This is a genomic window from Streptosporangium amethystogenes (genome assembly GCF_000721075.1).
Taxonomy (GTDB): Bacteria; Actinomycetota; Actinomycetes; order Streptosporangiales; family Streptosporangiaceae; genus Streptosporangium; species Streptosporangium amethystogenes.
This window is the reverse complement of the sequence record NZ_JOEQ01000015.1, coordinates 159,899-173,943: the sequence shown is the minus strand read 5'-3', so window position 1 is coordinate 173,943 and position 14,045 is coordinate 159,899. Positions and strand designations below refer to the sequence as shown.

General features: G+C 67.9%; 13 protein-coding genes. 3 read left to right on the top strand and 10 right to left on the bottom strand.

Annotation, left to right across the window (positions count from 1 at the left end; genetic code table 11):
* Positions 1–558, top strand: coding sequence for a flavin reductase family protein (locus IG98_RS0122495; protein WP_063766261.1), 558 nt, complete (start codon positions 1–3; stop codon positions 556–558).
* 86 nt (positions 559–644) lie between these two features.
* Here the strand turns inward: IG98_RS0122495 and IG98_RS0122490 are convergent, their stop codons facing one another.
* The 7 genes from IG98_RS0122490 to IG98_RS0122460 form a co-directional block, all read right to left on the bottom strand.
* A complete protein-coding gene (locus IG98_RS0122490) occupies positions 645–1,364 on the bottom strand; it encodes an ABC transporter ATP-binding protein (protein ID WP_030915396.1) in 720 nt (239 codons plus the stop codon).
* On the bottom strand, positions 1,361–3,214 hold the full coding sequence (locus IG98_RS0122485) for a branched-chain amino acid ABC transporter ATP-binding protein/permease (RefSeq protein WP_211264054.1): 1,854 nt from the start codon (positions 3,212–3,214) through the stop codon (positions 1,361–1,363). The genes IG98_RS0122490 and IG98_RS0122485 overlap by 4 nt, the downstream gene beginning before the upstream one ends.
* Positions 3,211–4,068, bottom strand: coding sequence for a branched-chain amino acid ABC transporter permease (locus tag IG98_RS0122480; RefSeq protein WP_030915388.1), 858 nt, complete (start codon positions 4,066–4,068; stop codon positions 3,211–3,213). Before IG98_RS0122480 ends, IG98_RS0122485 begins: the two co-directional genes overlap by 4 nt.
* A complete protein-coding gene (locus IG98_RS0122475; RefSeq protein ID WP_051752632.1) occupies positions 4,065–5,237 on the bottom strand; it encodes an ABC transporter substrate-binding protein in 1,173 nt (390 codons plus the stop codon). Before IG98_RS0122475 ends, IG98_RS0122480 begins: the two co-directional genes overlap by 4 nt.
* Positions 5,238–5,374: 137 nt before the next feature.
* A complete protein-coding gene (locus IG98_RS0122470; RefSeq protein WP_211264053.1) occupies positions 5,375–6,088 on the bottom strand; it encodes an acyl-CoA thioesterase domain-containing protein in 714 nt (237 codons plus the stop codon).
* A gap of 44 nt (positions 6,089–6,132) precedes the next feature.
* A complete protein-coding gene (locus IG98_RS0122465) occupies positions 6,133–7,764 on the bottom strand; it encodes a FadD3 family acyl-CoA ligase (protein WP_051752630.1) in 1,632 nt (543 codons plus the stop codon).
* Between the two features lie 68 nt (positions 7,765–7,832).
* Positions 7,833–8,648: an enoyl-CoA hydratase/isomerase family protein gene (locus IG98_RS0122460; RefSeq protein WP_030915372.1), complete on the bottom strand. Its 816-nt coding sequence runs from the start codon at positions 8,646–8,648 to the stop codon at positions 7,833–7,835.
* A 167-nt stretch (positions 8,649–8,815) separates the two neighbouring features.
* Here IG98_RS0122460 and IG98_RS0122455 point away from each other — a divergent pair, with 167 nt between their 5' ends.
* Both IG98_RS0122455 and IG98_RS0122450 read left to right on the top strand, forming a co-directional pair.
* Positions 8,816–10,333: a class I adenylate-forming enzyme family protein gene (locus IG98_RS0122455; protein WP_051752628.1), complete on the top strand. Its 1,518-nt coding sequence runs from the start codon at positions 8,816–8,818 to the stop codon at positions 10,331–10,333.
* Between the two features lie 97 nt (positions 10,334–10,430).
* Positions 10,431–11,198 carry a FadR/GntR family transcriptional regulator gene (locus IG98_RS0122450; protein ID WP_051752626.1) on the top strand — a complete coding sequence of 256 codons (768 nt, stop codon included), beginning with the start codon at positions 10,431–10,433 and terminating at the stop codon, positions 11,196–11,198.
* Between the two features lie 40 nt (positions 11,199–11,238).
* On the opposite strand, the gene IG98_RS0122445 is transcribed toward IG98_RS0122450, so the two are convergent.
* From IG98_RS0122445 to IG98_RS0122435, 3 genes are all read right to left on the bottom strand, one after another.
* Positions 11,239–12,273: an ABC transporter substrate-binding protein gene (locus tag IG98_RS0122445; protein ID WP_157594458.1), complete on the bottom strand. Its 1,035-nt coding sequence runs from the start codon at positions 12,271–12,273 to the stop codon at positions 11,239–11,241.
* Between the two features lie 72 nt (positions 12,274–12,345).
* Positions 12,346–13,224: an ABC transporter permease gene (locus IG98_RS0122440; RefSeq protein WP_030915360.1), complete on the bottom strand. Its 879-nt coding sequence runs from the start codon at positions 13,222–13,224 to the stop codon at positions 12,346–12,348.
* On the bottom strand, positions 13,221–14,021 hold the full coding sequence (locus tag IG98_RS0122435; RefSeq protein ID WP_030915357.1) for an ABC transporter ATP-binding protein: 801 nt from the start codon (positions 14,019–14,021) through the stop codon (positions 13,221–13,223). Before IG98_RS0122435 ends, IG98_RS0122440 begins: the two co-directional genes overlap by 4 nt.
* Positions 14,022–14,045 lie beyond the last annotated feature (24 nt).

Genomic DNA, 14,045 nt, shown 5'->3' with positions numbered 1-14,045 from the left:
GTGGCCGACGACAGCGACCACCTGACCTGGACGCGACCACTCGGATCCGCCGCTGAGCTGAAGAGGATCTTCGCCGGCGTGCCCGCGCCGGTGGCCGCCCTCTGCGCGACCGTCGACGGCGAGAACGTGTCCTTCGTCGCCAGCTCGTTCGTTCCCGTCTCGCTCGATCCGCCGCTGGTGAGTGTGTGCGTTCGGACCGGGTCGACGACGTGGGCGCGACTGCGCGGCTGCGGACGGCTCGGGATCAGCGTCCTCGAACGCGCCCAGAGCCACATCGCGCGGCGGCTGGCGTCGCACGCGCCGGACAAGTTCACCGGAATCGACCTGTCGGCCGAGGCCTCGGGCGAGGTGTTCGTGGTGGGTGCGGCCGTGACGATGACCTGCTCCATCGCCGGGACCGCACCCGCCGGTGACCACGAGATCGTGTTCCTCCTGATCGAGCGGGCGCAAGCGTGCGCCGAGGCCGAGCCTGTCGTATTCCACGGCTCAAGGTTCCGCAGCCTCTCGCGTGAACCGCTCGCGCACGCCGAATGGTGGCCTCTCACCGAGTGGCAGTGACCCGCTCGCCCGTCCGCCGGTCGTGTGGCCGGCGGACGGGCGAGCGGGTCACAACCAGCCGACATGCGGAAAGACAGGCCCAGGGATCACCTGCCTATGCAGGCGTCCTTGATCTTTTCGAGGTCGTCGATCTCGTGGACCGGTGAGTTCACCACGACCTTGCCGATGTCGATCACCGTCACATGGTCGGCGACGTCCATCGCCGCCTCGACGGCCTGCTCGACCAGCAGGATGGCCAGGCCCGACTCCTTGAGCTCCGAAACGCGCGCCATGACCTCGGCGACGACCGACGGCGCGAGGCCGCCCGACGGCTCGTCGAGCATGAGCAAGCGCGGCTTCGCCATCAGGGCCTGGCCGATGGCCACCATCTGCTGTTGGCCGCCGGACAGCGACCCTGCCGGATCGTCGCGCTTGGCGTGCAGGATCGGGAAGAGGTCGTAGATCCTCGCGAGCTCGCTTTCCAGCGCTTTGCGGCGCAGCTTCAGGCTGTAGCCGCCGAGGAGCAGGTTCTCCCGTACGGACTGTGCGCGGAAGACCCGCTTGCCCTCCTGGACGTAGCTGACGCCCAGAGCCACCCGGCGGTGGGCGGCGACGCTCTCCAGCGGCCGGCCGTCGTAGGTCATCGTGCCGCCGTGCACCGGGTTGAGCCCCGCGACGGCCCGCAGTGAGGTGGTCTTACCCGAGCCGTTACGGCCGAGAAGAGCGGTGATGCGACCGGACCACACCCGGAACGAGACGTCCCATACGGCACGGAGATCGCCGTAACCGGTCGCCAGGTGCTCCACTGTGAGCAGGGGGTCGGTCACGATGTGCTCTCCTGTCCGGCCGCCGTGATGACCGGTTCGTCCGGCCGAGCACCCTCGTCACTCGTGCCCAGGTATTCGTCGCGCACCCGTGGATCATTTGCGATCTTGGACGGGGGGCCGACCGCCAGCACGGACCCGCGCGCCAGGACGACTATCTCGTCCGCGAGCGACAGCACCAGACCGAAGTTGTGCTCGACCAGGATGATGGTGCACCCCGCGTCGCGGATCCGGCGGATCACCTCGGCCAGGGTCTCCACCTCGGCCTCGTCCAGGCCGGACGCCGCCTCGTCGAGGAGCAGGACCTTGGGCTCGGCCGCCAGTCCCCGCGCGACCTCCAGCATCCTCCGCATGCCGAGCGGCAGCGTGGCCGCCTCGGTGCCGGCCAGGTGGCCGAGGCCGACGAGCCCGAGTATCTCGTCGGCTCGCTGCCGGTCCCGCCGTCGGACCGCCCGGAACCGGGGGGTCCTCAGGATCGCCCCTGCGAACGACGCGCGCTCCACTGTGTAGCGTCCCGAGGCCACGACGTCCCGGACCGTGACGGACCGCGGGATCAGCGGCGTCTGGAACGTCCGTGCCACCCCCAGCCTCGCGATGAGATGGGTCGCGGCCGTCTTGATCGGCTTCCCGTCCATGGTGATCTCGCCCACGTCCCGGCGGTAGTAACCACAGATGAGGTTAAGCATTGTCGTCTTGCCGGACCCGTTGGGGCCGATCAGCGCGGTGACGCGGCCGGGTTCCGCACGCAGCGACACGCCGGTGAGCACCCGGTTCCCGCCGAATGCCTTGGACACTCCGGTGACCTCGAGCAGGCCGCCGTCGATGCGGTGGACCGCCTCGCCCTCCCCCGCGCCCGATGACCTGCGATCGGCACCGATGAGGCCGGCGGCCCTGTCGAGGCGGGCGACGAGCGGGCGCACCGCGCCCGCGACTCCACCGCTGAGCAGTACGCCTCCAACGAGGAGGAACAGCCCGAAGAAAACCAGCGAGTACTCCTGGAAGCTGTCCGACCGGGAGCTGGCGAACTCCACGACCGCCGCACCGAGAAGTGCGCCGTAGACGCTGACCGAGCCCCCGAGGATGGAGGCCGCCAGCGCGCCGGTGGCGACAGTGAAGCCGAACGCGTCGAGCGACACGAACAGGTCCAGGTTGGCGAAGAGGGCGCCGGCGAGCCCGGCGGGGATGGCGCCGGTCGCGTAGCCGGTGAGCTTGACGCGAAAGACGGACATGCCGACCGAGGACGCCAGCACCGGGCTGTGCTTGAGCATCTGGAACGCGATCCCGTGGCGGGACACGATGATGTTGCGGAACGCGGCGAACCACAGGATCGCCACGACCACGACGCTCAGGTAGAAGTCGGTCGGCGTGAGCTGGTACCCGAACAGGGTCGCGCCTTGGATACCCGTAAGCCCCAGCTGGCCGCCCGTGTGCTCTTCGAAGATCGACACGACGTCCGGCACGAGCAGCACGAGAAAGAACGATGTCATGGCCAGTGACCAGGAACCGAGCCGCAGGCCGGGTATCCCGGTGATGATCCCGACAACCAGCGCGGCCGTCCCCGCGGCGAGCAGCTGGACGAGGAGGTCCGTCACGCCCGCGACCGAGATGATGCCCGCGGTGTAGGCGCCCGCCGCGTACATGGCCACCTGGCCGATCGCGAGCTGCCCGGCGTATCCGAGCGAGAGGTTGAGCCCGCTGACGACGAGCGCGAGGATGAGCGTCAGCTGCACCTGCCTGGTCACCGAATAGCCCGGTTGCAGGGCGGGAAGCACCAGGAGGAACACTCCCAGCATCGCGGCGTACGCCCACGACGGCACCGCCCTGAGCGTCTTCCACCATTTCACAGTTGTCACACCGTCCGTTCCTGGAGCTGGCCGAACAAGCCCGTCGGGCGAATCATCAGCACCAGGATGAGGATCAGGAAGACACTCAGGTTGCTGAACTCAGAGCCGAGGTAACGCGCGGCGTGCGCTTCGACGAGGCCGACCGCGAAGCCGCCGGCCAGGCCGCCGTAGAAGCTGCCGAACCCGCCTATGGCGAGGGCCACAAACCCCTTGAGCGCGAGCGCCGATCCGAGTGTCGCCACGGCGAATGTCTTGGGGCCGATGAAAAAGCCCATCAGCCCCGCGAGCAGGCCGGTGACCGCGAAGGCCGCGAACGCGAGCTTGCGCACATTGATCCCCCGCAGCAGTGCCGCCTCGTCGTCCTGCGACATGGCGACGAGGGCCAGACCGCTCATCATCCTGCGGTTGTACAGGTGGATGACGACGACGAGCACGATGGCGAGCACGATCAAACCGAGCTCGAAGGTGTACAGGCGGCCGCCAAGGAGCGTTATCGCTCCCTTGGCGCCGACGAACGGGACGTCCAGGGGCTGCGACCCCCAGACGAGCTGGGCGATGCCCGTGAGCATGGTGCCGAAGCCCAGCGTCGTGATCAGCTGCGTCTGGTGGTCCGCGACCGGGCGGACCGCGATCCTCTCCTCGATCGAGGCGATGAGCATGACCGCGATCATCGCCAGCAGGACGACGGCGATCGCGGGCAGCCCGAACGTCACGTGACCGGTGTACGCGACGAAGGCGCCGATCGTCATCAGCTGCGCCTGCGCGAAGTTGAACGAGCGCGACGCCACGAAGACGATGTTGTAGCCGATCGCCACCAGCGCGTACACCGCGCCCAGGGACAGTCCTGCGTAGATGAGCGTCATTTCGGCGAGTTCAGCTGGCCGTTGACGATGGGGCCGGGCTCGGCGAAGGAGTGCGTGTCGAGCGGGAGCTTCGGTTCATGCGAGTCCGCCGAGAACGGATAGGTCGGATAGACCGCCGTTCCCGCAGCGCTCGTGACGCTCGGATCCTCAAGTGCCTTGGCCATGGCCTCCGGTTCGGTGCTGTTCGCGCTCTTCGCCGCGGCGGCGACGAGCAGGATCGCGTCGTAGCCGAGGCAGTTGTTCATCGAGCCCTTGATCTGGCCGATCGACGTCATCGCCTTGACTGCCTTGTTGGTGGCCTCCGCCGACGGGTCGTACACGGTGCTCTTGGTCACCTCGAGCTTGAGGTGCTTGAGGTCCGGCGATCCCAGCAGGCCAACGGGCGGCTCCTGTGTGATCAGCGGCGTGGAGGATACCGAGGTGTCGCCCAGCAGCGGCACGTCCCATCCCAGTTTGGTGATGCCCTTGAGCACGTAGCCGGCCGGGGCGCCGTAGGCGTTGAAGACGACGACGTCGGGGCCGGCAGCCCGCAGGGTGGAGATCTGGGCGGTCATGTCGAGCGCGGTCGAGTCGTACTCCTCCACCCCGGCCACGTCGTAGCCGGCGCCTTTGAAGACCGACTCGGCGAGCTTGCCGAACGTCTTCGCGTACGCCGAGTTGCCGTGCAGGACGCCGATCTTCTTGTAGCCGTTGGCCTCGAACATTGGCAGATAGCCCTCAACCACCACCTGGGTGGACGCCGCGAGGTTGAACGCCAGCGGGTGCTGCTTCGGATCTCCTGTCGCCGCGATGTTGGCGGCGTTCACAAAAAGGATCTTGTTTTGGTTCAGGATCGGCGCGATGGCGGCGCTGACGTTCGAGCCCGCGCCCACCAGATAGGCGTCGGGTTTCTTCTTCGCGATCTGCGCGCGTAGCGCGCTCAGCGCCTTCGTCGGGTTGGCGTTGTCGGGCGACTCGAGGAGCTTCACCTCGCGCCCGTTGATGCCGCCCTCCTCGTTGACCGTCGCGACGCCCGCTCTCGCCGCGGTCAGCGCGGTCCGCAGCTGATCGGTGACCGGTCCCGCGTCGGCACCGCCGCTGATCATGATCACGAATGGTTCGCTCGCCTTGTTCGATCCCCCGTCGTCTGGCGCGCCGCACGCGGGGAGTATCAGCACCGCGGCCGCCAACGCCGCCCACCGAGCCTGTCGAACCTTCATCGGATCCTGCCTATCTTAGCTATGATTGAATCCTATGCGCTAAAGGCTGGCACGAGAGAGGCCCGCTGGCAATGAGTCAGGAGAGAATTCCCTGGCCTACCGCCTGATCAACCTTGAGTCAGCCGCGCGGTCTGCTCTGCGACCGCCACCAGTGCGGTTCCTCCCGACCACATGGCGACCCTGCCGACGGCGGTGCGCTCGGCGCACGCCACCAGGCTCACATCGAGAAGGATCCAGTCGGCTACCGGCCCGCCCAGTACGCGCAGCGAGGCACTGACCGTGGTGACCCGGGCCAACCGGGGAAAGGATCGGCGCAGCAGGTAGGGCACATGGTCGCTGACCACCGCCAGCCGCACCTCATCGGCCGCGTCGCAACGCACGCGGGCCCACAGCAGCGCCGATCCGGCGACGCCGACTCCGGCCTCCTCCCGGGCGCAACGGACGTCGAGGAGCACTGATGTCCCGGTGCCGGGTCCGGAGCCGTACGAGCGCTCTGGACAGTCCCAAGGCGGTGGGACCCGAGGTGGGCCGCCCCCGTAGTCCACCGGCCCCGGCGCCGGACCGACCACCGCCGTGCCCGCGAAGGCCGGCAGCCCGCCGTCCGTCGCCGTGAGCCTGTAGTGACCCAGCGACCGTCCCGCCACGAGCAGTTCGCAGGCCACGTCGAGCCGGCTTCCCTCGATGACCGGGCGCAGGTAGCTCACGGAGAGGTCGCTCAACCGCCGTCCGGTCGACCGCTGGGCGACGTCCGCGAGCAACCCGAGCCCCCAGCCGCCGAAGAGCGTGCCGGTGGCGCTGCAGATCTCGGAGCCCACCGGCACGCTGGAACCGGAGCCTAGGCCGCCGCGGGGCCAGAGGGCGGCGGTCACGCTGTCGCTCGCCTGGCCGCGGGGCCGCGCAGGTCGCCCTTCAGCACCTTGCCGCTGGCATTGCGCGGCAGTGTGGAGACGAGTTCGACGGTCCGCGGGACCTTGAAGTTCGCCACCCTCTCACGCGCCCAGGCGATGATCTCCTCGGCGGTGGCCTCGGCCCCCCTGCGCGGCACGATATAGGCCTTGGGCACCTCGCCCAGCCGCTGGTCCGGCACCCCGACCACGGCGACCTCCGCCACCGCCGGGTGACGGGCGAGGACCTGCTCCACCTCGGCCGGTGACACATTGAAACCGCCGACGAAGAAGAGGTCCTTGAGCCGATCGGTGATCTTGAGGTTGCCGTCCGCGTCCAGCGTCCCGATGTCACCCGAGTGCAGCCAGCCGTCCGCGTCGATCGCCTCCGCGGTGGCCTGCGGATCCTCCCAGTAGCCGGGCGTGATGGTGGCGGCGCGGATCAGCACCTCCCCCGGCTCGCCTGAAGGGAGGTCCTGACCTTCGGAGTCCACGACCCTGAGTTCGATGCCCGGCAGAGCCCGGCCGTTCGTGCCCGCGATCACATCCGCGGAGTCGCCCATGCGGCACATCGTGGCGGTGCCGAAGCACTCGGTCATCCCGTACGCGGTGATGAAGTGCTCGAACGGCAGTTCCGAGCGCGCGCGCTCGACCAACGCCACCGGAACGACCGCCGCTCCCGTCGCCGCCACGCGCAGGGAGCCGAGGTCGTACGACTCCCGTTCGGCGCTCTCCATGAGCGAGTAGTAGATCGTGGGCGGGCCGTTCATGACCGAGACCTCGTAGGACTCGACGAGCCGCATCGCCTCGACGGGGTCGAAAACCGCCATCGGCACGATCGTCAGACCGTGCATGAGGCTCGTGATCATTCCCGCCTTGTTGCCACCCGTGTGGAAGAACGGCAGCGTGACCAGGTAACGGTCACCGGGCCGCAGGCCCCAGATACGGCCATACGTCGCGTACAGATCCAGCGAGGGGCCGTGCGGGAGCGTCACCCCCTTGGCCCGTCCGGTGGTGCCGGAGGTGAAGATCACGTCAGCGAGATCGGCCGGTTGCACCGCCATCGCCGCGTCACGGGCGGCCTCGGCGGACACCTCCTTCGCCCGTGCGAGGAAGTCGTCCCAGCCCAGCAGGCGCGGATCACCCGCCGCCGCACCGGCCAGCATGTCCACGACGACCAGATCCGTCAAAGACGCGTCGACGCCTTCGAGGCCCTCGCCGTCCTCGCCCGGATCGCGTACGGCGCCGGCGTAGTCGTAGCCGAGAAAGCCGCCGTCGACGAAGACCGCCTTCGCGCGGACCCGAGCCAGGATCTCGCGCGCCTCACGGCCACGGTAGCGCGTGTTGATGGGGACGACGGTCGCTCCGGCGCAGTGCAGGCCGAGCGACACGATGATCCAGCGGTGAGAGTTGGGGGCCCAGACGCTCACCCGGTCACCGCGTTCGATCCCAAGCGCGATGGCGCCGCGAGCGACCTCCATCGCCGCGTCGAGCAGTTCACGGAAGGTGAACCTGGTCTCGCCGTCGATGACGGCGAGCCGGTCGCCGAAGCGCTCGGCACTGCCCATCAGCATCCGCGGGACCGTCCGCTCCGCCACGTGATCACTTTCCATTGGTCCTCCCGACCATGTGCCCGTCATCCCGATTCCTCCTGAGGCGCCTGCCACTGGGGCACGTCCGCTCATCGGCCGGCGAACCTCGGCTCGCGCTTCTCGACGAAGGCGGTGAGTCCCTCCCGGAAGTCCTGGCTCCGTGACGAGATCTCGAGCGAGAACGCCTCGGCGGGGAGCTGCTCGCGCAGGGCGGCGTCGGCGGCCTGGTTGATGAGGGCCTTCGTGAGACCGAGCGCCACCGTCGGTCCGCCGGCGAGTCTGACCGCGAGCGCGCGGGCCCTCTCGTCGGCCGCCCCCTGTTCGGTGACCTCGTACACGATGCCCCAGTCATGGGCCGTCCGGGCGTCGAGACGGTCACCGAGCAGGAGAAGGCGACGAGCTCGCTGCGACCCGACGGCCCGCGTCGTCAGCCAGGTCGCACCGCTGTCCGGCGTCATTCCCCGAGTGATGAACGGCTGCCAGAAGGTGGCCGAAATATCCGCGACCACGAAGTCGCTCGCGAGGGCGAGTTGGAACCCGATCCCGACCGCGTATCCCGTCACAGCGCACACGACCGGCACCTGCAGTTCGCACAGCTGGGGGATCAGACGATGGGCCTGGGACGGGAGACGGCGCTGGATCGCCCCCGGCCGGGGGCGCTCGGCCGAGCCACCGGCATTGCGCCCGACGATGTCGAAGCCGCTGCAGAAGTCAGCACCTGCTCCGGACAGAAGTACGGCACGGACCCGCTCGTCGTTCTGGGCGAGTTCGAGGGCGTCGATGAGGGCGCGCAGCGATCGGTCGTGCAGCGCGTTGCGCCGGCGCGGGTCGTTCAGGCGCAGGGCCAGGACACCACCGGTCAGGTCGATCTCGACTCCGTCGGCGGCAGGATATTCGCTTAGCATGCAAGCATTATAAAGATGAACTCTTAGGGCGCCAGCCTAGCCTTCGTGATATTGCTATCTTTATAATAATAAGGTTTCACGCCATCGAGAGGACGGACATGAGCACGAGCGTTCCCAGCGAGGACGGGTCATCCGACCGGTCTTCGATCCAACCGCCCGATCGGTCGTTGGTCGAGCTTCTGGATGACCTTCCGGCGCTCGACGAGACCGTTGTCGTGCATTCGACCGGAGGCACTCTGACCTTCATGGAGCTGCGCACGGCCGTGTCGCGGGTGGCGGCCGAGCTGACCCGGGCCGGTGTGGAACCGGGCCACCCCGTCGGCGCGCTCGTCGGGCCGGGGATGACCGGGGTCGTCGCCATGTTCGCAGTCTGGACGGTAGGCGCCGTGTACATGCCGATCAACTGTCGCAGCACCGGTCGCGAAGTGGCGAATCTCGTCGCCGACACACCGGTCGGTCTTCTCCTCGGCACAGCCGAGGACCTTGACCGCCAGATCGTCGACATCGGCATGATCGAGCTCGACGAGACGGCGTGGAGCGCGAAGGTCCGGCGGCCGATGACAGTCCCGGTAACGACCTACGACGGCGACACCGCCCTCATCCTGCGCACCTCCGGAACGACGGGCAAGCCCAAGGCCGTCCTGCTACGCCATCGCAGCACGATCGACGCCTTGGACTCGAGCCTGCGAAAGCTGCGCCGGCGTGGCCCCGACACGCGGGAGCCTCGAAAGTCGATACGGGTCAATCTGATCCCGCTGTCGCTCGCACTCTGGGCGGGCATATTCAACACCTTGTTCTCACTCCGCGCGGGGTTCGGCGTCGTCCTGCTCGACAGGTTCACCCCGGCGGAGTTCGCTGTAGCGGTCCGCACGCACCGCCTCAACTCCACGGTGCTCGCGCCCGCCATGATCACAATGCTGTGCGACAGCGACGAGATCGACACACTGGAGCCGCTGGAGATCGTCCGATCCATCACGGCGCCGCTCTCTCCGGCCACCGCGCGGCGCTTCCACGAACGGTTCGGCGTCCTCGTACTCAACTCCTACGGGCAGACAGAGCTCGGAGGCGAGGTCGTCGGCTGGACGATCGAGGACATCCGCGGGTTCGGGGCCGAGAAGCTCGGCGCCACCGGCCGCCCCTATGACGACGTCGACGTGCGGATTTTGGACGAGGACGACCAGGAGGTCGCGACGAACGAGCTCGGCCACATTCACATCCGGTCGCCTTTTCGCATGCGGGGATACGCCGCCGCCGCCAATGAAACGTCGCCGCCGGGCGACGACAGGATCGTGGACGACTTCCTGCGCACCGGTGACATCGGCCGCCTCGACGGTGACGGATTCCTGTGGATCGAGGGCAGAGTCAGCGATATGATCAACCGCGGCGGGCTCAAGATCTTCCCCGACGAGGTCGAGGAGGTGCTACGGCGTCACTCTTCGGTGCGCGACGTCGCGGTCGCGGGGGTGCCCGACAGCCGCCTCGGCGAGGTGCCCTATGCCTGGATCGTGCCTAAGTCGGGATCCGTCGACGCCCTGGTGCTCGAAGCCTGGTGTCGTGAACACCTGGCTCCCTACAAGGTGCCGGTGGCCTTCGTCACGGTCGAGACGATGCCCCGATCCGACGTCGGCAAGCTACTCCGCCGTGAGTTGAGCTGCACCATTCCTCCACGGGAAGTTACGCTGTAGTCATAATGATTGTATGATTGACGACGGGGTCATACGCAACATTGACAGGGACAGTCTGAGACCCGTCCGTGTCGGAGTTTAATTGGAGAGGGGTCCTGTGCGACAGCTACGACAGCCGCGTCTCGCCGAGATCGTCGCCGCGAAGCTGCGCGACGACATCCTTTCTGGCCGGCTGACAGAGGGTGACAGCCTGCCTCGTCAGGAGCACCTCTTCACCGAGTTCCGGGTCAGCCTGCCCGCCGTGCGCGAGGCCATGCGGATCCTTGAGACCGAGGGGCTCGTCTCCGTCAGGCGCGGCAACGTCGGAGGCGCCGTCGTACACCTGCCCACGCCGCAGCGCATCGCACGCACGATCAGCATGGTCCTGCAGACGCGGCGCACGAACATGGCCGATGTGAGCGGTGCCCTGCTCCACATCGAGCCCACGTGCGTCGCGCTCTGCGCCGCGCGTACCGATCGCGCCGAGACGACCGTGCCGGAACTGCGCCGCGTCATCGAGGAGCAGCACGAGGCCTTCGACGATCCCGAGCAGTTCCCCATCCGGGCCCGGCGCTTCCACGAGAAGCTCGTCGAGACGTGCGGCAACGAGACGATGATCGTCATTATCGGATCCCTTGAGATCATCTGGACCGCCCATGAGTCCACCGTGTGGTCCGAGGTGTCCGTCGACGGGGAGACCGACCCGGATTCGCCGATGGCCCGCAAGTCGCGCCGGGCGGCGCTTCGCGACCATGAGAAGCTCGTCGACGCGATCGAGGCCGGAGACGGAGCGCGCGCCGTCAAGCTGGCGAGTGCCCACCTGGCGGCGACGAGGCGATCGAGTCTGGGTCGGTGCCGCGGTTTCGCCCGCGGCACCGAGCCGTGAAAGCCCTCGATCCTGTCACCCCCGCCCGTGTACGGAGCCTCTAGCCGACGGCCTCGACGCGGATGCCGTCGTCGATGAGCTTCTCGGACGGGATGATCTGGTCATAGGTGAGCGTCCCCTTCACCTTCATGAACATCTCCTGCATTTCTCTCAAGGTGTTCGCGTTCACCGCGAGGGTCGGTTCGAAGACGTAGAGGCCGCCCCCGCTGATCGTCGTCTCCGGCACCTTCATGAAGCTCGCCAGCGCCGAGACGATCTTGGTGTCCTTTCGCCAGTCCCCCTGCATCTGCCGTGTCGCGCAGGCGGCCGCCTTGATGAACTTCCCACCGGTGGCCCGATCGTCCTTGAGGAGACCGGGACCGTACATGATGCCGGCGGTCGTGCTCGTCCCGTATGCCTTCTTGGAGTCGACGAGCGCGTGGGCGATGTCCTGGTCGAGGGCTTTCTGCGTTTCCGGGGCGATGAGGAGTGCCCCTTCGATACCGCCGTTCTTCAGCGCGGGGACCATGTCGGAGAGCGCGAGAGAGACCAGTTCGACGTCGCCGAAGGTGAGACCACCGGCCTCCAGGGACTTGCCGAGCAGGTAGGACGTGGCGGTGCCCACGGTGCCGAGGACGCCCACGCGTTTGCCCTTGAGATCCTGGACCTCCTCGACGCTCTTGGCGCCGAACAAACCACTCGGCGCGTCCTCACCGTCGGGCGTGTTGACCGAGCCCAGCGACGCGACCATCTTGAGCTCGGCGCCCTTGGCGACCTGGTTGAACATTCCAGCCGACGGCGAGCCGACGTAGGCGTCGATCTTGTCGGACGACAGGAAGGCGATCGCGTCCGCCGGGTTCCTGATCGGTTGGAACTCGACCGTCAGGCCCTCCTTCTGGTAACAGCCGAGGGCATCCGCGACGAACGCCGGTGCCAGCGAGGCTCCAGAGATGTAACCGACCTTGAGGGCGCTGGATCCGCCTGCGGACGCGTCCCGCTCATCACCGTCGCCACAGGCGGCGAGTACGCCGAGGACGAGGGTCGAGAGGGCGAACGCGGCCATGGCGCGACTCCGCGGCGAGAGCCGTGCGGTCACGTGGTGTTCCTTTCAATCGATCGGCACAGGTCCGCCGGACATCTGCCGACGGCAGGTACCGTACTCAGTTGATCATCGGTTCCAGGGGGTGAGCAGCCACTCGACACCTCGAAGGATCATGTTGGCCATGACGCCGATCACCGAGATCGAGACGATGCCCACGTACATGTGCTCCGGGACGCCGAGGTTCCACGAGTTCCATACCAGGAACCCGAGGCCCACGTCCGCGGCCACGAACTCGGCACCCACGATGACGATGACAGCGAGGCCGGAGGCGAGCCGCATCCCGGTGAGTGTCTGGGGCAGCGCGGCCGGAAGGGTGATGTGCCACAGGGTCGCCCAGCGTGACGCTCCGCACGATCGGCCGACGTCGCCATAGCGGGGGGACACACTGACGACCGCGTCGATCGTGTTGATGAGCACGACGAAGAAGCAGGTGAGGGCCACCAGGAGGACCTTGCTCGTCTCGCCCAGCCCGAAGATGAGGAGGAGCAGCGGGAGGATCGCCAGCTTCGGAATCGTGTAAAGGGCGGAGATCATCGGCTCAAGGGCCACACGTAGCAGCCGTACCGAGCCGATGACGAGCCCGAGAACGATCGCGCTGAGGCCGCCGGTCAGGTAACCGATGACGATGCGTCGCATGCTCGCGACAACGGAATCCTGGTAGACGCCGCTCTCCACGAGCTCGGCCCAGGCCGACCCGATGGTCGAAGGCGCCGGGAAGTAGTTGCCTTCCAGCGCCCCACTGCTCGCCAGGAGCTGCCACAGACCGATGAGTCCGACGGGCACAAGGATCGCGAGGCCCCGTTCCAGGAGGCGCCGACGCCTCGCGTACCCGCGCGGGTCGAGCTCGGCCGACCCGGGGGTGATCGACCGCCAGGTGGTGCCGCCTGCCGCGCTGTCGGCGCGCGGCGCCGTCGCGGCGCCGGAATCGCGGGTCACGGGGATCATGCGGGCTGGAGTTCCCTTCGCAGTCGGTGCCAGATCTCGTCACGCAGAGCCGCGAAGTCGGGAGAGGCGCGGATCTCGTCCGGATGGCGGGGCCGCTCGAACGGTACGTCGATCACCGTGGCGATACGACCCGGGCGGGCGCTCATCACCGCGATGCGGTCACCGAGCAGGAGCGCCTCGTCGATGGAATGGGTGACGAAGACGACGGTGTTCTGGTTCGCCTGCCAGAGCGCCAGCAGCTTCTCCTGCAGGAGCAGGCGAAGCTGGGCGTCGAGCGCGGCGAGCGGCTCGTCCATGAGCAGCAGTTCGGGCTGCACGGCGAGCGCGCGGGCGATCGCGACACGTTGCTTCATGCCGCCGGAGACGGTGTCGGGATAGGCCCGCTCGAACCCGGCGAGATCGAGCTGGGCGAGCCAGTGGTCGGCGACCTCGCGTGCCCGTGCCCGGCGCATCCCGGTCTGGAGCAGCGGAAAGATCACGTTGTCCCGGATCGTCTTCCACGGGAACACTGAGTAGTCTTGGAAAACGACGGCCGACAAGGGCCGGGACGGATCGTCGTGACGCATCTCGATCACACCGCTCGATGGACGCTCGAGCTGTGCCATGACCCTCAGCAGCGTGGTCTTCCCGCATCCTGAGGGCCCCAGGAGACACAGGAACTCGCCGTCGTACACGTCAAGTGAGATATCCGCGAGGGCCTGCACCGAGTCGGCGCCGGAGGGGAACACCTTGCCCACCGCCCGGACCGCGATCTTCACGCCGGCCTCGGCGGCGCCTTCGAGCGGAAGTGGTGGCATCACGAAGCACCTCTCTGCGACCGC

Bases quoted from the DNA above. Each gene is read 5' to 3' on its own strand.
- IG98_RS0122435 (WP_030915357.1), bottom strand. From the start codon at position 14,021: ATGCCACCACTTCCGCTCGAAGGCGCCGCCGAGGCCGGCGTGAAGATC.
- IG98_RS0122460 (WP_030915372.1), bottom strand. From the start codon at position 8,648: ATGCTAAGCGAATATCCTGCCGCCGACGGAGTCGAGATCGACCTGACC.
- IG98_RS0122480 (WP_030915388.1), bottom strand. From the start codon at position 4,068: ATGACGCTCATCTACGCAGGACTGTCCCTGGGCGCGGTGTACGCGCTG.
- IG98_RS0122465 (WP_051752630.1), bottom strand. From the start codon at position 7,764: ATGGAAAGTGATCACGTGGCGGAGCGGACGGTCCCGCGGATGCTGATG.
- IG98_RS0122440 (WP_030915360.1), bottom strand. From the start codon at position 13,224: ATGATCCCCGTGACCCGCGATTCCGGCGCCGCGACGGCGCCGCGCGCC.